17 protein-coding genes and 2 pseudogenes are annotated in these 19,390 nt (G+C 57.1%); 10 read left to right on the forward strand and 9 right to left on the reverse strand.

What is annotated here, in order from left to right:
• Positions 1–8: 8 nt before the first annotated feature.
• The 7 genes from trpC (at position 9) to LMTR13_RS41845 (ending at position 6,845) form a co-directional block, all read left to right on the forward strand.
• Complete coding sequence (gene trpC / locus LMTR13_RS24420; protein ID WP_065730029.1) at positions 9–827, forward strand: indole-3-glycerol phosphate synthase TrpC; 819 nt, start codon at positions 9–11, stop codon at positions 825–827.
• Between the two features lie 290 nt (positions 828–1,117).
• A complete protein-coding gene (locus LMTR13_RS24425; RefSeq protein ID WP_065730030.1) occupies positions 1,118–1,333 on the forward strand; it encodes a hypothetical protein in 216 nt (71 codons plus the stop codon).
• 50 nt (positions 1,334–1,383) lie between these two features.
• Positions 1,384–1,569 carry a hypothetical protein gene (locus LMTR13_RS24430; RefSeq protein ID WP_197520897.1) on the forward strand — a complete coding sequence of 62 codons (186 nt, stop codon included), beginning with the start codon at positions 1,384–1,386 and terminating at the stop codon, positions 1,567–1,569.
• Between the two features lie 331 nt (positions 1,570–1,900).
• A complete protein-coding gene (locus LMTR13_RS39615; protein WP_083219176.1) occupies positions 1,901–2,401 on the forward strand; it encodes a flavin reductase family protein in 501 nt (166 codons plus the stop codon).
• A gap of 86 nt (positions 2,402–2,487) precedes the next feature.
• A complete protein-coding gene (locus LMTR13_RS24440; RefSeq protein WP_065730033.1) occupies positions 2,488–2,790 on the forward strand; it encodes a hypothetical protein in 303 nt (100 codons plus the stop codon).
• Positions 2,791–3,818: 1,028 nt separating this feature from the next.
• The gene (locus tag LMTR13_RS24445; protein WP_065730034.1) at positions 3,819–5,357 is read left to right on the forward strand and encodes a class I adenylate-forming enzyme family protein; all 1,539 of its coding nucleotides are present in this window, start codon (positions 3,819–3,821) and stop codon (positions 5,355–5,357) included.
• A gap of 192 nt (positions 5,358–5,549) precedes the next feature.
• The gene (locus LMTR13_RS41845) at positions 5,550–6,845 is read left to right on the forward strand and encodes a preATP grasp domain-containing protein (protein WP_236843081.1); all 1,296 of its coding nucleotides are present in this window, start codon (positions 5,550–5,552) and stop codon (positions 6,843–6,845) included.
• A gap of 642 nt (positions 6,846–7,487) precedes the next feature.
• Here LMTR13_RS41845 and LMTR13_RS24455 read toward each other — a convergent pair.
• On the reverse strand, positions 7,488–8,153 hold the full coding sequence (locus tag LMTR13_RS24455) for a 2OG-Fe(II) oxygenase (RefSeq protein WP_065730036.1): 666 nt from the start codon (positions 8,151–8,153) through the stop codon (positions 7,488–7,490).
• A 22-nt stretch (positions 8,154–8,175) separates the two neighbouring features.
• Positions 8,176–9,252, reverse strand: coding sequence for a GFA family protein (locus LMTR13_RS24460; protein WP_236843083.1), 1,077 nt, complete (start codon positions 9,250–9,252; stop codon positions 8,176–8,178).
• Positions 9,253–9,786: 534 nt separating this feature from the next.
• Between LMTR13_RS24460 and LMTR13_RS24465 the strand changes: the two genes are divergently transcribed.
• The 3 genes from LMTR13_RS24465 to LMTR13_RS24475 all read left to right on the forward strand — a co-directional run bounded on the left by LMTR13_RS24465 (position 9,787) and on the right by LMTR13_RS24475 (position 13,585).
• The gene (locus LMTR13_RS24465; RefSeq protein WP_065730038.1) at positions 9,787–10,071 is read left to right on the forward strand and encodes a hypothetical protein; all 285 of its coding nucleotides are present in this window, start codon (positions 9,787–9,789) and stop codon (positions 10,069–10,071) included.
• Positions 10,072–11,627: 1,556 nt separating this feature from the next.
• The gene (locus tag LMTR13_RS24470; RefSeq protein WP_065730039.1) at positions 11,628–12,392 is read left to right on the forward strand and encodes a class I SAM-dependent methyltransferase; all 765 of its coding nucleotides are present in this window, start codon (positions 11,628–11,630) and stop codon (positions 12,390–12,392) included.
• Positions 12,393–12,406: 14 nt separating this feature from the next.
• A complete protein-coding gene (locus tag LMTR13_RS24475) occupies positions 12,407–13,585 on the forward strand; it encodes a peptidogalycan biosysnthesis protein (RefSeq protein ID WP_065730040.1) in 1,179 nt (392 codons plus the stop codon).
• 421 nt (positions 13,586–14,006) lie between these two features.
• Here LMTR13_RS24475 and LMTR13_RS41060 read toward each other — a convergent pair.
• The 7 genes and pseudogenes from LMTR13_RS41060 to istB all read right to left on the reverse strand — a co-directional run.
• Positions 14,007–14,198 (reverse strand): annotated as a pseudogene (locus LMTR13_RS41060) (transposase); the annotation flags it as partial.
• Between the two features lie 72 nt (positions 14,199–14,270).
• Positions 14,271–14,498, reverse strand: a pseudogene (locus tag LMTR13_RS39625) (transposase); the annotation flags it as partial.
• Between the two features lie 17 nt (positions 14,499–14,515).
• Positions 14,516–15,115: a GNAT family N-acetyltransferase gene (locus tag LMTR13_RS24480; protein ID WP_083219178.1), complete on the reverse strand. Its 600-nt coding sequence runs from the start codon at positions 15,113–15,115 to the stop codon at positions 14,516–14,518.
• Positions 15,116–16,422: 1,307 nt separating this feature from the next.
• Positions 16,423–17,667 (reverse strand): type II toxin-antitoxin system HipA family toxin, encoded by a 1,245-nt coding sequence (locus LMTR13_RS24485; RefSeq protein ID WP_065730041.1) that lies wholly within the window; start codon positions 17,665–17,667, stop codon positions 16,423–16,425.
• Positions 17,664–17,978: a helix-turn-helix domain-containing protein gene (locus tag LMTR13_RS24490; RefSeq protein ID WP_065730042.1), complete on the reverse strand. Its 315-nt coding sequence runs from the start codon at positions 17,976–17,978 to the stop codon at positions 17,664–17,666. The genes LMTR13_RS24485 and LMTR13_RS24490 overlap by 4 nt, the downstream gene beginning before the upstream one ends.
• A 372-nt stretch (positions 17,979–18,350) precedes the next feature.
• The gene (locus LMTR13_RS24495; RefSeq protein ID WP_065730043.1) at positions 18,351–18,536 is read right to left on the reverse strand and encodes a hypothetical protein; all 186 of its coding nucleotides are present in this window, start codon (positions 18,534–18,536) and stop codon (positions 18,351–18,353) included.
• Positions 18,537–18,623: 87 nt separating this feature from the next.
• Entirely contained in the window at positions 18,624–19,388 is a 765-nt protein-coding gene (istB, locus tag LMTR13_RS24500) for an IS21-like element helper ATPase IstB (protein WP_197521175.1), read from the reverse strand.
• Positions 19,389–19,390 lie beyond the last annotated feature (2 nt).

Genomic DNA, 19,390 nt, shown 5'->3' on the forward strand with positions numbered 1-19,390 from the left:
GCTGACCGATGTCCGACATTTTGACCAAGATCGAGGCCTACAAGCGCGAAGAGATCGCAGCCGCCAAGCGCGCCTTGCCGCTTTCAGAGGTCGAAGCGCTCGCGCGGCGGGCCCCGCCCCCGCGGGGTTTTCTCGCCGCCATCTGCAACAAGCACGCAGCAGATGAGTATGCGCTGATCGCCGAGATCAAGAAGGCCTCTCCCTCCAAAGGCATTATCCGGGGCGACTTCGATCCGCCCTCGCTCGCCAGGGCCTATGAAGCGGGCGGCGCGGCCTGTCTGTCGGTGCTGACGGATACGCCCTTCTTTCAGGGGCACCCTGATTTCATGATGGCAGCGCGAGCGGCAACATATCTGCCGGTGCTGCGCAAGGACTTCATGTTCGACACCTATCAGGTGGCAGAAGCGCGCGCTCAGGGGGCCGACTGCATCCTGATCATCATAGCGGCGCTCGACGACGAAACCGCTCGCGAGATCGAGGCTGCGGCCCTGGCCCATGGCATGGATGTGCTGATCGAGATCCATAACCGCGACGAGCTCGATCGGGCGCTACAATTTAGCTCGCCGATGATCGGCATCAACAACCGCAACCTGCGCACCTTCGAGACCACGCTTACGACCAGCGAGGCGCTGGCGCCGCTCATACCGAAGAATCGCCTGATCGTCGGCGAAAGCGGTATCTGCGCCCCGGGCGATGTTCTGCGTCTTTCGCGGCTTGGCATTTCGTCCTTCCTGGTCGGAGAAAGTCTGATGCGGCAGGCTGACGTGACGGCGGCGACCCGCGCGCTGCTCTCGCGCGAGGCGGCGGTTTCGACCGGAGCGCAGTGATGGCGCGCAAAGCCTTCCAGCCGAGCTCGGCTTCGCTCCGAATACGACTCGCCGCAAACGACATTGAGGTGTCGCCGCTGTTCGGCGACGGCTAGTCAGCATCCAGAAGGTCCGCGCAACTCAATCAGCACCGAGCCGGTGGATCCCCCTGCATTTGACGATGGCCGAGAAATGCGGCCGGTGATGGTGGGGCGAAATGCACCGTTTGCACGAAATAGCGGTGCATTAGTCTGAGACGGTAAGAGCAAAATCATGGAAAATTTTCAGAAATCGAGGCGGAGCTTTGTGAGATGAGGGCGGTCTATGCTCGAAGCGGCGCGCTTATCAGGCTGCAGGATGCGTACTATATCAATCTTGCCGAGCCGATCGAGGCCAAGGCGGCACCTGACAGATCGACCGCCGCTCAGATCGCCAGAGCCGGTGCGAAGCGACCCACCGAGATCGTCGAAAAGACAGACGGCTTTTGGACTCGCGCTTCGCGCTACCGCGAAGGAGACAAACAATGATGTCTTGGCGGACGATCACGGTACTCGGATCGATCGAAAAGATCGAACTCATGTTTCGCAAGTTTCGTGAAGTGATCGATACAGACGACTCGATCTCGCCCGAGCTGCGGCTTTCGTTGCACGCGACGCTGGATGAGCGTCTTCTCTTCGGGAAAGAGCGCCTTTTCGACAGTATCGGAAGGCAAGACGGCGCGGCGGCCATGCCCATATCACCACCAAGGAACAATTCGCAGTGAATGACACCACGCGCGGACACATCACGGACCGCCAGCCCTTCGGACGTACGGGCCCCCTTCCCCGTCGCTGTTGCTACGCGACGAGTACGCGGAACGTATTCGATCTGACGCGCAGCCGCGCTGAACGTTATCATCCAAGCGGAGCGACCGATTGTGTTCAGCTGCATCGCCAGATCATGCCGTGGAGCGGTCAGATTATCGGTTCGATCAAACGCGAATTGCGCGGAGGTAAGTTCGAGAGTCGCGACCCACGCAATCTCCGCATAGCTCAAACGTTCGAAGTTAGACGCCAATCCGGAGCTGGGCTATGAGCTGCCAATCGCCTCCCCGGATGAGCGATATTCAGTCCATCGAGGCGATTGAGTTTCGCCAAGCCATGCGAAATCTGGCGAGCGGCGTCTGCATTGTAGCAACCGGAACGGCTGTCGGACGGCGGGGGTTAACGGTCAGTTCTATTACTTCGATCTGCATGGAGCCACCCTGCTTGCTGGTCGGTATTAATGCCAGTTCCGAAACTCACGACGCGATACTCGCCAACGGCACTTTTGGCGTGAGTATGCTCGGCGGCAATCAGCAGGACCTCGCACTGCGTTTCGCCGGCCGGCATGGCGCAAACGGTGTCCACCGTTTCGATACAGCGCCATGGGATCAGGGCGTCCTTGACGTACCGGTTCTGCAAAGCGCAGTTTGTGTGCTCGAATGCGTCTTGCATCACTACCAAGTCGTCGGCACCCATGGGATCTTTATTGGCCGGATCGTGGCGACGCGATCAGCTCAAGGCAATCCCCTCATCAACTTCCGTGGCGAGCTTCGAACGTTACCGTACGACTGAGTGCAGGTTTTCACCGCAATGTCGCTATTCGTAACGAAACTCTACGGCTAGGCTTATGTTGAAAGCCACAATGAAGGAGCCGAGTTATGATGATAGAATACTCGCCCGAGAGGGGAGTGCAACTGGTGGAGCCCTTCGATTTTTGCGGGTTTAAGCTCATCTTGAAGGGCCCGCATGCCGCTAAGCCTTCAGACTTGAAGGGGATCACGCTCGTTGACCACGACAATGCGCTGGTGCCTATTGATTTAGTGCCTATCCTGCCTGGCTGCCCCAAGGACAACGAAACCTGGGAAGCAGCCTACGCCACGATGGTCGCAAGCGCGCGAGAGCGCCGCTGGATTGACGCTAAAGCAAATGCGATTCGCGCACACATCGAAAGAAGCTTCTGATCAGAACAATCCGTGGCAGCTCGCATCTGCAAGTTATTACCCTGCATGCAACTGACACTCGTTCCTAATCTGTCTCGATAGCGACTCCTTTGGCAACTCGGCTTCTTATCCAGAGGCGAACAGCATGATGGCGGCGAGAAGAACAGCCCTGAATGGGAACCAGACGCGCATCAGCTGCGCCGCTCACTAAGACGGCGCCTTAAGGCCCTGGCGCTGGAAACGCGAGCCCGGCTCGAGCCAGATCCTATGAGGAAATGGCTGTGCTTTTCTCAGTTTTCGTATCATCGCTGCTCCCGGCGGCTTAGGAGTTTGAACATATTCACACGACGGCCGCCCAAAAGGACTTGAATCGCACGTGGCGTCAAATTGTACGATCTCGAAGTAGGTGGCGCCGGCTTCCGGCCGCGCCGCGCTCAATCCGAGAAGCGTGGTTTTGTTCTGTCTGCACAGATCCCTGGGAGCTGGTATGGCGACAAGATCGCGTAAACGCATAAAGGTCGATTGGGCTGCAGAAGCTCCCAAGGAGCCGTGGCGGCAAATTTCGCTCGCCACGATCGGCGCGACATCGCAAGAGATTGCCCGGTATCTCGGAGCGGCAATGTGAAAGGACCTGACGGCTCCAGGAAGGTCTTGCTAGTCAATCACACTGAAGGCCAATGCCGGGCCATTGTTGGCCTCAAAGATGGAGATGCCGGAGCCGCCTATATGTGTGGCGAGCCTGTATTGAGAGGATCGCGCAGGAAACTCTCGTCATGGTGCGCTTATCACCACTGTCTGACGCACGCAGCCCTGTCGAGCAGAACGGAAGTACGTGAGCAAGAGCCTACACTTTGAGTCCCCGGATTACATCTACCCCACCTGAGCCTCATGACATCGTCACAAGCTGCACTCTTTTGCAGATACCTGACGGAAGGCGCCTCATCTAAGACAATAAAACCCTAATCGACACCTTCCGAGCGACGTTGAGGAGCTCTCATTGGCCGCTTCGGGAGGCAAGTACTGTGCAAGCTAGGGAAAACGGAAGACTGATGGTTGATCTCTGCACGCTGATTGAGCGCAACGCGGCGTTCTCTCCCGACAAGCCCGCGATCCATTTCGAGGGCGAGACCTTAAGCTACGCGATCTTCAATCAACGGATCGAGCAGGTCGCGCGCGCCCTAAAAAGCCAGCTCGGTGTCGAGAAAGGCGATCGCGTCGCGATCCTCAGCCTTAACCGGCCTGACCATCTGGTGCTGCTCTATGCCTGCGCGCGGCTCGGCGCAATGCTCGTGCCACTGAACTGGAGGCTTGCGGTCGCCGAGCAGCTCTTCATCCTGTCTGACGCCGCCGCCAAGGTGCTGGTGATCGAACACGCCTTCGAGGCACTCCTGCCGCCGCTGGCCGAGCAACTGCCGGATATCTTTGTCGTCGGCTTGGATTTTGCGCCCCTCGGCGGAAGCAAATGGGATGGCCTGCTAGACCGAGGGCGCGGCGATGGTCGCAGTCCGTACACGGACCTGTCCTGCCCGCTTCTGATCGTCTATACCTCGGGCACCACAGGGCGGCCGAAAGGGGCTGTGCTGCGCCAATCGGCCTTGCTGTGGAATGGGGTTATGAGTCAGCACATGCATGGCCTCACCTCGGCTGACCATGTCTTGACAGTGTTGCCGCTGTTCCACGTGGGTGGTCTCAATATCCAGACGACGCCAGCGTTGCATCACGGCGCGACGGTTACGATCCACACCCGGTTTACGCCAGAGGCGACGCTCGCTGCGTTCGAGCGCGAACGGCCAACTCTGGCCGTGCTGGTGCCTGCCACGATTCAAGCCCTGACCGAGCATCCCCAGTGGTCGACCACCGACCTGAGCTCACTCAGAGCAATTTCCACCGGCTCAACCATGGTGCCGCAGCACCTGATCGAACGCTTTGTCGCACGCAGCGTACCAGTGCTGCAGGTGTATGGCTCCACGGAGACCTGCCCAATTGCTGTCTATACGAGACTCGGGGGCGATCTCTCGCGTGAGGGTACGACTGGCCTGCCCGGCCTTTTCTGCGAAGCGGCAATCATCGATGATGGGGGCAACAAGCTGCCGCCAGGCACCCTGGGCGAGATCGCAGTGCGCGGGCCTAATGTCTTCTGCGAATATTGGGGCAATCAAGAAGCAACGCGCGAGGCGCTGCATAACGGCTGGTATCACACTGGCGACATCGGCCGCCGCGATGCTGATGGGTATCTTTGGGTCCATGATCGCAAGAAGAATCTGATCATTTCCGGCGGAGAAAACGTTTATCCAGCGGAAGTCGAGCGTGTGCTTATGGAGCATCCCGATGTCGCAGAATGCGCTGTCGTCGGTCGGCCCGATTCGCGCTGGGATGAAGTACCAGTCGCCTATGTGATCAGGCGGTCGGGCGCGCGGATTGAAGCGGAAGCACTGACCGCGCATATGCAGTCGCAGCTCGCCCGTTTCAAAGTGCCGCGCGAAATCATTTTCACGGAAGAATTGCCGCGAACGGGGTTGGGCAAGATCCAGCATTTTATGCTGAAGGAGCTCGATGCGCGATCAAGTCGGCAGGGAGGCACCAAATGAATATCGCGGATTGGGCGCTGGCAATATTTCCCTTGCTGCCTACACGCGATCTTATGTCTCAAGCTCACTGAAGTCGTTTCGAACAACAGTACTACATGAATACGCTGCCGCACGTTCATCGTAGTGCCGGACTTCGCTTCCGTCCCGATATGCCAAGTACCACAGAGCTCGTTGATGCCGCGGATCCTAATTATGAACGCCGGTACCGCCCAAATGTCGGGTGCCGATCTGACGGCAATCCAACTTTCGCTTGCAGCCAAGTCGGCCTGGCGCTCCGTATGGTTTGCACAAGCGGGCGACCTAATTGTCTCTCCGGTAGCGATCCCAAATGACCTGCTACACTACGTTGGCGCGACGCTAAGGTTCGACCCATCGACTGTCCTGGTGCTCGTGCCAGAAAACGCGCACGAGACCCGGGTCCTTAGTGATTTCACTCTGCAGTCCAACACACTTGTTGAACAACTCCGCCGCCACATTCGTGAGAAAACACATTGGCAACTATGTGCTTGCTATTCTACTGAAGGCGTTGCGCGCTTAGCGGCGATGCTCGGCATACAGCAGAACGGGGACGACTTCGCTCTGCAGCGAGGCCCTGATCTATTGAACCGCAAGAGCCACTTCCGTCAATTGGCAACAAGTGTCGCGCTTCCGTTGCCAGGTGGATGCATAGCAACAAGCTCAGAAGAATTGTTCAGAGCGGTCAACTCCCTAAGGCTTGAAACCGGCAGCGTCATTGTAAAGTTAGACAATGGAGCGGGTGGCGTTGGAAATGTCATCTTAACAGGCAAGGAGAGCGCTCCACTGCCTGGGGCAAGGGAGACCCGGCGGGTCCTTTGGCGGTCGTTTGATCCTGATGCACTTTGGTCTGAGATGACAACCCCCTCGTGTAAAACAGTGGTCGTAGAATCGTACCACTTGGCTCGTTCTCTGTTCTACCTTGAGTTTGAAATCGAGGAAAATGGTTCAATCACATACGTCAACAGTGGAAACATACGTCTGCATCGAAGCGAAGATCGCTCCGAAAGAGCTCTCGTCTGGACTGGACTAGAGCTTCCAAGCGACCTGAGCAATGAGCAGTACTCGACCGCTTACGCGCACGCCTATCGATTTGTGGAGCTTGCGCGGACCTTGGGATACCGCGGATTGATCAACATAGATGCCATTTTCTCGATCGACGGGCGGCTGCTGTTTAATGAAGCGAACGGTCGGTGGGGCGGGGGCTCGGTACTGCACAGCATTGCTGACCGGTTGCTAGGAGCCCACTATTCCCATTCCTACGTGATTTCATCCGTGCGGAATGTCCGACTAAACTCCCTCCGAACGGCGCTTGATTATTTTGTCGATGAAGGATTGCTATTTGATAGCATACACAAGGAAGGTGTTATTCCGCTTGCCGCCGATCAAGAGGCAGGCACGGTGGAGTGTCTCGTGATCGCGCGGGACAGGCTGGTGGGCCGGAATTTCGAGCATCGATTATTGATGCTCTGATTTGGATCACTGCCCCATGCTCCACTCTTCAGGATGCTTTCTTCGGTCCATTGGCTCCAACTTGAACAACACTCCTATTGCCAACCATGTGCTGAAGCCAGAACGCGCGCTGAGGAGATGGCAAAGCACTCTCTTCCAAGTTGACTGGCCGCTCGCGGGCGCTGTCGATTCTTCCATTCCAAACCCAAGTTGTTCGGCGCACAAACCTTGTCATGTTTCCTATAGGCATACCACAACCGTGCAAACGGTTTAGTTTCTGGGGCGTCGACGCGCGGAGCACCAGAATCCTGGAGCGATGCAGATCGGCACCCAAATCTGCGGTCATTGGCTCCGTTCTTCAGTTGATCAAACTGTTAGGCAGATCGGCAGGACGTAGAACACCTTCTCCCGGATACGAGCGTCCCAGTTTGACCATCATTGCGCCAGTGGTTCGCGTCCCCCTCTCCTCTTCACGCAGCAGAACTAGCTTTAGCTCTGATAACTTGAAATCCAGCATTACTGAACAGACGATAGCGACGGGCGACGAAGACCACAAAGTATCTTCGTGCGTCGACACTGCCTCGTCTAGCTAGAGAATGCCGGCCTGCATCCATAGACCTCATTCGCACGCCATTACAGTCCGTGCCATCTAGCTAGCCGACCTCATGCGCGAGCGGCATGGTTTTCGATTATCCGACGGTTCGCCCCGCCGTACTTTGAACAAAAGTAGACGAGTGACCGACGCTCCCCGGCGTGCACCTGCCTTACCTCATGCCGGAACCTACATGTGGTGATAAGTACGGTTCCCAGGTGTGGGCGAAACACTTGGAGTTTACGATCGGTTGGATATACGACGAACTCACCGCCCTCGAAATCTGTCGCGAGCTGAACAATCACAGAATACTCGAAGTCGGGGTCGCTCTCAGCATCCAAATGGATGCCAACGAAGGATCCAGGCGGCATGCGATGAATTTGGCATCGGCGAATGACGTACTCCGATGATGCTCCGAAAATCTTTCTGAGCGCAGAGACCCGCTCTGTCCTTTCAAGTAGTTCGATGATCTGCGCTGAAGCTGTACCACTCACGTTGCTAGGATTACGGCCGGCGTGATCTAGCCGCACTCGTTTTACAAAAACATTGTGAGAATCGCCGGCATCTCCCTTCCGAACCTCTTCTTCGGGAATATCGGACTGCAGCTGATCGATCCTCGTCAACTCCTCTTTGGTGAACAGCGTCTCGGGGGCAATCAGGACCGTACCTTTATCTGCCAGCTCTGAGCGGTACTTCGCGAGGGCATCTTTTGAAAGCAGACCAAGTTTATCACTCATTGTGCGCGCCTTTCGGATTCACTCAAATTCGACTCTTCCAATCCGCTTGCAACGAGCGGATCGCCAGATCCCAATTCTCGCCGTCGAAATCATCTATTTTTATGCTTTCGATCGTTGTTTTATCTAGGCATCGAACATTTACGCTGAATCCTAAAGGATTCGATCGCGGCCGATAAAATGGCTTTACGCCGCAAACCCGACAAAACGTATGCCGAGCGATGTTCTTATTGAACTGGTATGTAGTGAGGAGTTCTTCGCCGCATTCAATCCTGAGCTTGTCGTCGGCAACGAGCATGTGCAAAAATCCGGACATTTGGCAGATTGAGCAATTGCACTTCACTGCAGAAATCTCTGCTGGCGCTCGTACGTAGAACTTGACAGAGCCACAGTGACAGCGGCCACTGTGTTCAACCTCCGGCCGACCATCTCCGTCAAGCGAATCAATTCCGACTAGATTGCGGCACCACTCTAAGCTGAGACCATACGCGCGGTCGAATTCATCCAAGAAGCGGCTATTGCAGTCGGCAGGGACCAGTTCGCTAATGAGCCTGCTTGTCATTTCTCCGTGATATTTCTCCGCAGGATCCTCGCCGCCGACATGGACCTGGAAATACTCAAGGTCATCAGACCGAGCATCAAAGGTTTTGGCTAAAGTGGTCCAAAGTGCCTGGATCATTTCCGCAGCATGTAGCTCAAAGGCAACCATGTAGGCGCAGCGCACTATGTGGTCTCTTGACGACAAGCCATGATATAGCGCACGCAGGTACCGGCGCGTTGTGGTGCTGTAGTTTGGCTGTATTGCTCGGCCAAGTAGGCGCGACGCATCTCTTCTAAAGAGCTTTGAGTGGAAGTGTTCTGTGTCCAGAATACTGGGTAGCGCCGCGTTGCCGCCTTGGAGAACCCGACTGTGACCTCCCGTTTCATCCCAGCAGATAAAATTTGCGACCACACTGGTCAGCTCAACGTCCTTCGGGAGGTCTCGATTGCGATGCATTGCGTCGAATATGAGATCCTTTTGCGATCCCGCCTGCAGGTGCGGGAACGCCTGTGACATCGCTAAGTATTCAGGTAGAAGACTGGCAACCTGATCTTTGGACATCTCCGCAGCGAACGGATGGGGGACAAGCAGAGCCCGGGCTCGGCGAGCCAAGTGCTCGCCAGCTGGTATCTCTGAAGGTTGATGCAGTTTAGAAGGAGAAGCTTGGGATAACGTCATTCGAACCCGGGTATGCAGAGAGAGAGAGAGAGAGAGAGAGAGAGAGAGAGAGAGAGAGAGAGAGAGAGAGAGAGAGAGAGAGAGAGAGAGAGATTTTCTTGGCCTAGACCTAGGACCGCCAACCGATACCAATTCCCACGGATTGAGAGACGAGTTCATTTTTCTGCAAAGAGGCATCACTTCGTCTTGAAGGCTCTCGATCTTGTCGATCCATCTAGTATCCTCCGGCTTCGGGTAATCTTGGTGCGATAGTGCTTTGCTCAACTTATTTGTTCACGGATGTGAGGATTTTCTTGCGCCAAATGATTCCGTCGTCTCGCAGGCGTGCTCATTGGTTTCTCGATTGTGAACTGTACTTCCTGCCGGGGTCGGTCCGCTTGCGCGAGATCAAAGCCAACTCCACGAGGATTTCGTAGTGTGGGTTGGAGCGAGTGCCTGGGCCCGCACCTGCGCTATTGTGGTTGCGAGGTCAAGCACACGGGCTTTCGCTTTTTGCGCCTGACCAGCACTCAATACCAAAGGGAAGCTATGCGCGCCTTCACTTTCGCCTGCCCGATCACCAACATGATGGTCCAGAAGTGGCTCGATGCTGATGCCGAGGCGACGGAACGAGAATTTCAAGGCGTTGTCTGCCCCGCTTGTTCGCAGTTGCACTTCATAAGTCGCAAGACTGGAAAGCTGCTGGGGCAGAAAGAGAAATGACGCCGCCTCACAATTCTGAAGCGTTGACTTGTGTCCTTTTCCGGCTCTAGCGGTCACTTCCGTCTCCGCGCAAGAGCCTCGACGGGGCGCTAATGTAGGAGAGAACGTCAGCCAGCTGTTACAAGCCCGCCGCTCCTGCGTGTAGCGCAGCCCCTGCAAGCGCTGAGCGGCCCACCCTATAGCCTTGTATATTTGAGCCAGTTTCAGGTGCACTCGTCGGGCACTGCGGTCAGTCGCAATCTGAGCGAGTGATCGGCATTTGTCCAATGCGGCGGTGGTACGACACGCGGGGGCTTGCTTGCACACCGACCCTTCCCGTCCAAAAAGCCGCGCTTGCCTGCGATCACCCGTAGCAAGGCCGGGATTTCCATTTCAGCCTCCTGCCGGCGCCAAACAGCCGTGCGAGGTAGGTCTGTGGGGTCACCTTCATTTCTCTCTCCATATTGTCGTGCGGTCCGTGTCCGGTTGGAGACGCCAAGTCGAAACCTGACAAAGTGGCACTCTCATTCCAGCGCCAGTCGTCCGGACGCAGGTCCTCTTGCTCACGTCAAGCAAGGCTCGCACCACTTCTCGCGACCAGCCCCCCATTGCTGTGATGACATGGAAGGATGCCGCAGCTGTTGCGCGGATCGGCCATAGTCTGCTCACCGGAGTCTGAGCGAGACGGCCGCTGGAGCAGGGCAGCGTCGTCGGCCAACGACAGCATCATTGGATCGCGTGCCGCAAGCCGCATCACACCAGGTGATGCTCCGATACTGTGCGCTTAGGTAGGTGGCCATAGAGCACATTTATGCTCAAGGAACGATTTGAATTCGGCGCGTGAGCGGACCGTGGTCAGTTGAGGCTGGCCTTGTCGTATTCAGCCGCGTCCGGTTGGAGACGATGATGAGCGGAACCCGACAGTAGAATGCAACTCTTCCGCCAGCGCGGCGCGAAGCACGTGGTTATGCCCCTTTTCAAGCAAGGCTCGCACAATGTCTTTTGCGGCACGCCGATTGCTGGGAGACGGGCAGGATCGATTACGTCCATCGCAGTCTCGGATGCACCGAGCCCGGAATTCAGATGACACTTGCTCGATTGATTCAAGTCGATGCCATCGACGCCGCACGGTTGAGTGATGGTCCGCCAATTCAGGCTTCGCCGTCCGTCGCTGGGTGCCTGCGTGGCGTTTGCCCAGGAGCGGCTTTGGTTCTTGTCGGAGGGCGGCAGTGACGCGGCGACATCGAGAAGGGGTTTGTGCTGACAGAGCTCGACGAGGTTGCGTGGCAGTCGACCTGGGATGGCTTGTGGCGCGTGTTGAGCTGCTGCACACCACCCTCGTCGAGTTGATTTGCTCAATACTCTTGGCACGTACAGGAGGAGCTGAAATGCGAGCGCTACATGTTGATCATCGTGCGGACCTTGCTCGCGCGTAGCAACGAGCGCTCCTGGATTGCGCATTTGGCGTCCACGCACTGCAAGCCCCCTCCTCCTTGTGAACTCCCGAACCCGAGACCACGCTCATGCGCGAGGCTCGCGCCAATATACCGCATAAGTAAGGAAAGAGAGGTGTCCTCATGTCCAAAAACAATGCGGGCCAATTCAATGAACTTGCCACTCTATATGAAGACACTGCTCACTGGTCCTTCCGAAAAGAGATCGAGATTCCAAGCGTATTACAGGCTATTGGTGATGTTGGGGGTCTCTCAGTCCTCGACTTCGGGTGCGGCACGGGGATGTATTCCCGCTGGCTAAAGCAACGCGGCGCGGGCCGGGTTGTAGGATACGATCCGACGAGCGGCATGCTGAACTACGCGCGCCGTCGGGCGGAGAAGGAGTCTCCGGGCATCTCCTTCGTCACTCGTCTCAGCCCCGATTTGATAGGTCAATTCGACCTGGTTCTTGCCGTGCATGTGCTGCAATACGCTAGCAGCGGATCTGAGCTGCAAGATATGTGCGCCGACATGGTCGGTCTGTTACGCCCTGGCGGGCGCTTGCTGACACTGCCGATTCATCCATCTTACGATCCACGTCGGAGCTATTACGAACGCTATGGCCTCAGGCTCAGCGCCGATGATCTTCAGAAACCATATGTCGATGGTGGAGGTGTAAGGATAGGACTCTGCAAAAACGGAAAGCAGGGCAGCGTCTCCGCATCGTATTGGTCCGCTGCTTCTTTGGAGCGGGCGTTAGGGCAAGCCGGGCTCCGATCGTTGAATTGGCGGGAACTGGATGCCCCAGAATGTGCCGCTTTGGATCAGGCTCCTAAAGAGCTGCATGCATATCTTCAAAAGCCACACTCGATCATCATCGAGGGTGTGCGCGCTCGTGACCCACGGTAAATCGGACAACAGCCATGAATTTTTTCCCCCTCAAGAGCGACGCGTCCCACGCGTTTTCCTCAGGCGTTTCGCAAAAGCTGTCCGACATGGACGAGCATGAATGGGATGCCCTCGTCAGTGATGACAATTTCTACAACAGCTACCGGTGGCTGCGAGCCCTCGAACATTCACTCGGTGCAACGGACGTGCTTTCGGTCCACGGGTCGGCCGGACTCGTCGCCGCATGTACGCTTTGGGAAGGAGACCGATCGCCTGGGATGTTCTTCCTACCAGATTGCATGGCGGGCGTTCCGGGCCCTTGGCAAAAGGGCTTTCTTTGGCTCGGCGGTCGGCGCAACACACACAACGAGATTCCCTGCATTCAGGGCAGGCGAAGGCATCAGGCTCTAGCAGAGTTGGGACGCTGCGCGCTAGAGTATGCGCAGCAGCGGGGATATGCCGGTTTGGTGATGCCGTACATGCCCTACCAGGCTGCTGTGGAATTTGCAGATGCCATAGGCGGGGCGGTCGTTCTGCATTCTGCCCAAGCCTCGCTGGAGGTGCCTGATACAGGGCTTTCCGGGTTGATGGCAAGCTGGCGCGCGCATGATCGTAATCAGACCAAGTCTGAAATCGCGGCGTTCCGGCGAATGGGAAGCCGGGTCGAATGGGGCGCGCCCGACGAACTCGATGACTCGGTAGCCGCTGATCTCATCACCCAGAACAGGTCACGGTACGGCGGCACGCAGGATCGCGAGTGGATGCAAGGGATCCTCGCGGGGCAGAGAAAGTCAGGTGTATCGTATTTCGGTGCCGCAGCAGTTTCCAAGCGTGATGAAGATATGACCGCGCTGGCGATCTTCTATCGCTTTGGAGCGACACTTCACTTGCGCTACTTCGGGGCAAACTACAGTCTCGATCTTAACGACTACAGATACTTCGTCCTATGCTACTACGAGCCCCTCAACTACGCTGCGGCGAACGGCCTCACGAAACTGCGGCTTTCAACCTCCGCTTTGCGCGCCAAGGTGAACCGCGGGGCAAAGATCGAGCCACAAGCCTTGGTCGTCAAATGCGCCGATGAACAGCAGATCTGCCACTCCGAGGCCAAGCGGCACAACGGCCGAATGCTCAGGGAATATCAGGACGAGTTCCCGGGCCATCTGAGCCGGGATTGGGAATTGGTCGAGTCCCATCCAAATCCAACAAACTGAAGAAGCGCCACATGCTGCACCCTGTGTATCTCTTCCGTCCCATCGCTCCGGACGCTCGAACTTGACGGCGTTCTGGCCTCGTCAGCGAACGGGAGGATTTGGTCTATCATGGGCTTGATAAGGGCAACCGCTCCTCGATGGCATGTCCGCACTGTCGGCCGCCATCTCCACCGAACCGAGCACTCCATCTCGTTCGAGACGAGTCTTCCTGCGGAGAGTGCGAGTACGCCGCGCGCCTGACCACCTTCACATCGAGAAGTTGGAAGGGAATGGCGCGACCGGGGTTTGAAAGAAGGCTAGAACTGGACAGGCGCCGACAGTATCGCACCGCGATGGCACGCGCCGCGCCTACACCCACTATCGCAAAAGCACGTCTTTCGCCGGGCGTTGAAAACGTCGAGTGTGTCTGGGAATCATTGCCCGACTTGATCTCCCCAATCGCCTCCGGAAGATCACGCCAGGGCGAGCCAGTACGCACGATCCACAGCACCCCTTCCACGAACATCCGGTTGTCGCGCCCGGTGGAGCCTTTCTGGTCAGGTCGACCTATGATCAGTGGAGCCATCCGCTCCCACGCTGCGTCGCTTAAAACCAACCGGTCCATCACACCCAAGATTGCCTCCCAAAAAGCAGCCTTGAATCTGATTTGCTCCTAGAAGGGAATCCTTAGCGTCCACACCACCTAGAAGGGTTGCAGCACCATCGCTCGAAGCAGCTTCTCTGGTGCGATCGATGGCCGCCCGAAGTCCACCTAAAGCGCCGTGAAAGTCTTCGACACGTCGCTCAACGCCGCGTTTGCTATTACCCGGATCGTTCGCAGCGGATGATCACCGCGGACGCGGGCTTCCAAATCCACATAGCTGAATAGCGATCCAGACTGCTCGTCAGAGCCGCCGCATCTCCATCTCCCGATTCAATCAATCCAGAGAATCATGCCAAACGCCTGCCCGCTAGAGACTTCTTCAACAACCTGTTAGAGCTGCCGCGACGTTCGAGAAACGGCCCGCTCGCAAGCCTTCCCGTCCGGGCGCCCTGGGAGACTGTCCAGCGTTCGGCGAAAATGCTCTGGCCAAGGCCGTGCAACGGCAACTTGAGGCGTGGGCCGATCTCTGCAAAACCGGCCTTCAAGTAGAAGGCTAAGCTGCGGTTGCGGCTCCACGTCGGCTGCCTCGGCGCGCCCAGTTCAAGCTGACCCCAGCCTTTTACCGTCCCCAGGCTCACGGCAGCCTCAATGAGGCGCATCGCGACCCCAGACGATCGCTGGTCCGGCACCACGTAGAGTTCGGTAATGATGCCGTAGGTTCCGCGCGCAAAAAGGGCCGCGCTTTCCGACAACATGATGATGCCGACAGGGCGAGCCTCCGCGAAAGCCAGAAACCCATAGACGCGCTCATTCATGAGGAGGTCGACAGCAAGCTGGGTATCTAGTCCGGCCTGCACTTGGCCGCCCTCAAGTTCGGCAAGTAGGGCAGCAACCATGTGGGTTACCGTTGTGACGTCATCGACAGACACTTCACGCGTGGTCACCATGTCACATCCTCTTCCAAGCTCAAGCAACATACCACCTAGTTCAGCAGCGGCGCCGGAGGCTGCCGCAGCACCCAACCGAAGCAGTTACACCCCCTGGTTGAAATTCATATGACGCCTTATTTCACAATGAGGTGATAAGATGTTCGTGTCGCTCCTGGCCAAAAATATCACAGAAAATCGAAGGATAACCTGTCGGCAACATCGTCATTGTCGTCTGAAGCGCCCTCCTCTCCTTTGGACCTGCGTGTCGCCCCACATCCCTCGTTGCCGGACGTGGCAGGAGGGAGCTGACCGTTTGCGAACAGCCCCGCGCATTTCGACTCCCACTTCGTAGAACAGCTCGAGCGGCTGGCCGATCAGCGGCATCTGGGCAGCGTCCACAAAAGGACGCACACAAGTCATCAACAATCTCTGCGCGTAACGGAATCATTCACCTTGTCGAGGATGTTGTTGCATCATGAGCGTCCCTGACCGGCATCATTGCCTGATGATCAATCCTCTCAAAGAATTTCGAATGCGCGAGTCTAAGATGAACCATTTTTCGTTGAGAGGAGATACTCAATTTTTCTTAATTTCGCAGCAGACGCATTGTTTGTTGCCGTGCGGTGACGAACAGCGTGCACGAACTCGTCACCTAATGAATTCGTACAATTCTGCTCCCTGCGTTCGCGATTGCAAGCGAGCGGCTCTCCTGTTCCTCCAACGACAATTGTCTCGATTCTGTCGAAGCGATTTGCGGCCACCCATCGCATTTTCGCTAAAAGGCCGCTCAAATCGTCGCTAGCCCGCGCTTCGCGGCATCATCTATCGTCCACTTGGATCATCTGCGTTTGCGACTTCGTCCGTTTGTTGAAATATCTTCTAACGCCCGCCGACATCCACAACACGCGCGTCCTGTTGTGCTCAGTCGCCTCGCGAATGATAGATACATCGCGTTCCGAAATATTATGAAGAGACGGCGTCGAACAAAAAAGATATCTCGCTCCGTGCGATGCGGGAGCAAGGTCTTCGGCCGTCCTCTGGCGACCAATGGTGCAGAAATTCAGCAATTTCTGCCCCTATTGCGCAGGATCAATTAGCCGTAGCCCGAGCGCATTTGGGGAGCCCGCATCTGTTCATCATGTCATGCTCTGTCGCAACCACCGATACTGTGGTCGTCGGGGTCAGCCTAGAGTCCACTGCTGGCCTTTTTCCAGACCTCAGCGATGTTCGGGTTGGAATCCGGAATGCGCACCAAAGCGAAAAGTCTGCCGACCACTCTGGATTTATAGGTTCACGTCCCTGATCCTGCATCGTCGGTTTGGGATCTACGGCTCGAGAACGTTTGCCATTTCTTCGATATGGGCGTTGATCCGGCTGAGGACCTCGGCAGGCACAACATCGCGTTCTGGAAGAACCGACCACTTGTCGCGCACGGTCGCCGCCGTCTCGGCCACGGCTGTCACCACTGCCCCTTCCGGAAGACGACTTCGATTTGCGAAATTGCGCCAGCGCTCTGGAGTAAGCGCCTTGAACGACTTTTCGCCGGCAAGGCTCAGCGCCATACCGTCCTTTGGGATGTAAGGAACTGTTGAAAGCACGTCGTAGACAGGCGACAGCGTTGGTGTCCGTCCGTCTCCGGGATACAGCAGCGACCAATTCTTGAGATGCATATCACCGTTCCCGGTTAGCGCAGTGAGTGCAAGGCGCCGAACAAATTCGATGGCCGAATCAAAGGAGACGCCGCTATTCAGCGCTGCCGCGATATTATGATAGGCTGCGCCAGTGTATTTCTCCGACGGATAGCGGCCAAAGACCTGTGCGAAGTCTTCCATATGGACGCGAGCCCCGTCCGCGCCGCGGTCGAAGCGGCGGACAAGCAGCACCTTGCCCGTGGACATGGTGTTGAACTCTTCCGGAATGCCGGCGAACTCCTTCTTGTCGACGAGTTCGCGTGCCGGCACTTCCATCCCCAGCGCTTCCGCCAAGGCGAGAATAGCGAATTCGTTTTCCGAAAGCCCGATGTGAGTGAGCGAGGGAAATTTCGCGATATATTGCCCTTGCTCGGCGTCTACGGCGAGTGTGATCCCACCTTCCTTTCCTGTGTTTTTAATAACGGAAAGCTTCATCTGCACACCGGCAAGCGAAAATCGCGCCTTTTTATTGCCCTCCGCTTCTAGACCAGTTGGAATGGGGATACCGTCACTCGGCAAAGCGCGTACCGCTCCTGGCAGGTTGGTCCCCAGCGCAGCCAAGAGATCGAAGTCGTTTCCTGGTCTTACTGACGCCGCGTGGTGCTTTTCCATCGCCTCGCGCAGTTTCTCTTCGGGCAGCAGGTTCGCAAAGAACGGTGGCAGCGCGCCGCGTATGGGTTTTGGATCCCGGCGGAGGCTGCCGTCCGCTGAGCGAAGCGACAGGCTAAAGATTGGCGGGTTGTTTAAGTTCCGGTAAGCGGGCAAAAGGTTGAACGCATTGTAGTCGCCCGGCGTCCGCACGAGCGTGCCGACTGGAAGATCGTTCAACGAGATATCGAGCGACTGAATGCGCTCTGCCGCGAGGACGGTCGGACTCATGCGCCTTCCTCCTCTTCGACGTCTGACGTGAATGCGGGGCGATCATCATCGTCGGCCGCGGGCTGCAGCATCGACTGAATAGCGGGCACCATCGCCTGCGGGATCAACATCATTTCCATGCCAAGAGCGCGGGCGACGTTGACGAGCGTCGTTGCACGGGCGGCAGCGGCACCGGTTTCAATGTCCCGATAGCGGGGTCTGCTGATGTTCGCCCGAAGGGCGATTTGCTCCTGGGACAAGCCAGCGGCAATGCGCGCCTTTCTAAAGTGCATGCCAAGATCCTTGAGCAAGGGGTCTGGAGCGGGGGTCATGATATGTTCCCGGATCTTTCTGTCAGTAGATGACACGTAAACAGGTCATTCCGACTCGTCAAGATGAAACATAAACGAATCTTTCGGATGGAAAATGATCCGTAAACGTATCTATCGAACAATTTGGCTTGGGACGGTCAGTTCCCGCAGGTGCTGGCGCTCGGAAGGCGGGTGAAATGAGCCGGCCCGATCTGCCATACTCGCCGCGTGCTGCTGCCACTGATGATCCGGCACTGCATACTAGCGACCCTCAGAGAACACCGTCGTGCGGTTACGGAATTCCGGCGCCCCTGAGGTGGCGCTGTCATCGCTTGACCCGGGCCTCTGCGGGAAGGACCTGAGGTGCCACTACCACTTCGGCTCTCGTACAGCTCACTTGCCCCGCGCCCGATCGATCTGCTGTTGCGCCCAGCCATCAAAATCAGAAAGCGCTTCGGTGATAGCGTCATCCAAATAATCCATCTGCCGGTTGAGATCATCATGAGCCGCGGCTGCGCGCAGCCAATTCGTCTCCTTTCCGATGAGATTCGCCTTCTGCCGCCACTTAACAATGGGCACTGTCGAGTACCGCCCGGACGGTCACTTCAAATTCCCCCACCTGTGGTCGCGCAAACTCCCCCACCTGTGGAGCAGGACAAGAGGTTATTAGGTTGACTGGGTTTTGCGTGCAAGGGCTTCGGCGGCTTCCTTGAGGCGGTAGCTGCGGCCGTCGAACTCGAGCAGATGGCAATGGTGCATGAGGCGGTCAAGGATCGTCGTGCTCATGGTGTTGTCGCGGAGATAAGCGCCCCAATCCTGCACGACGCGATTGGACGTGACGATGACGCTGCGGTGCAATTTGTAGCGTTGATGGATCAGAGTCTGCAGCAAAGCGCCAGCTTCGTCGGGGATGGTGCGAGCGAGGAACAGATCGTCAAGCACAAGCAGATCGCAGTCAAAGATGCTGCGCAGTCGCGCTTCGCGCTGAGCGGCGGGGCTGAGGGCGTAACGGTGAAAGAAGTCATCGGCCTCGAGATACTGGACCTTGTGGCCTTGCAGGATGGCCTGGTAGGCGACGGCCTTGGCCACGTGCGACTTTCCGGTGCCGGGCTTGCCAATGAGCAGAGCGTTTTCACCGACGGCGACAAATTTCAGCGCATGCAGCTGGAAGCAGGCCTGACGCGGCAGTTTGGGATTGAAGGACCAGTCGAACTCCGCGAGCGTGAGCTTCTCTTCGAGCCCAGATTGCTGGTAGCGGCGAGCGATGAGACGGGACTGACGACGATCGAGTTCGTCCTGCAGGAGCAGGCAGAAGGTCTCGAGGAACGGTTGGCTGGCGCCCTGGGCCTGCAGGACCCGGGTCTCGAGCGTGTCGCGTATGCCCGACAGCCGCAACTGTCGTAGGCAGCGATCGATTTCTGGCAAGGTCATGG

This window comes from Bradyrhizobium icense (genome assembly GCF_001693385.1).
GTDB lineage: Bacteria > Pseudomonadota > Alphaproteobacteria > Rhizobiales > Xanthobacteraceae > Bradyrhizobium > Bradyrhizobium icense.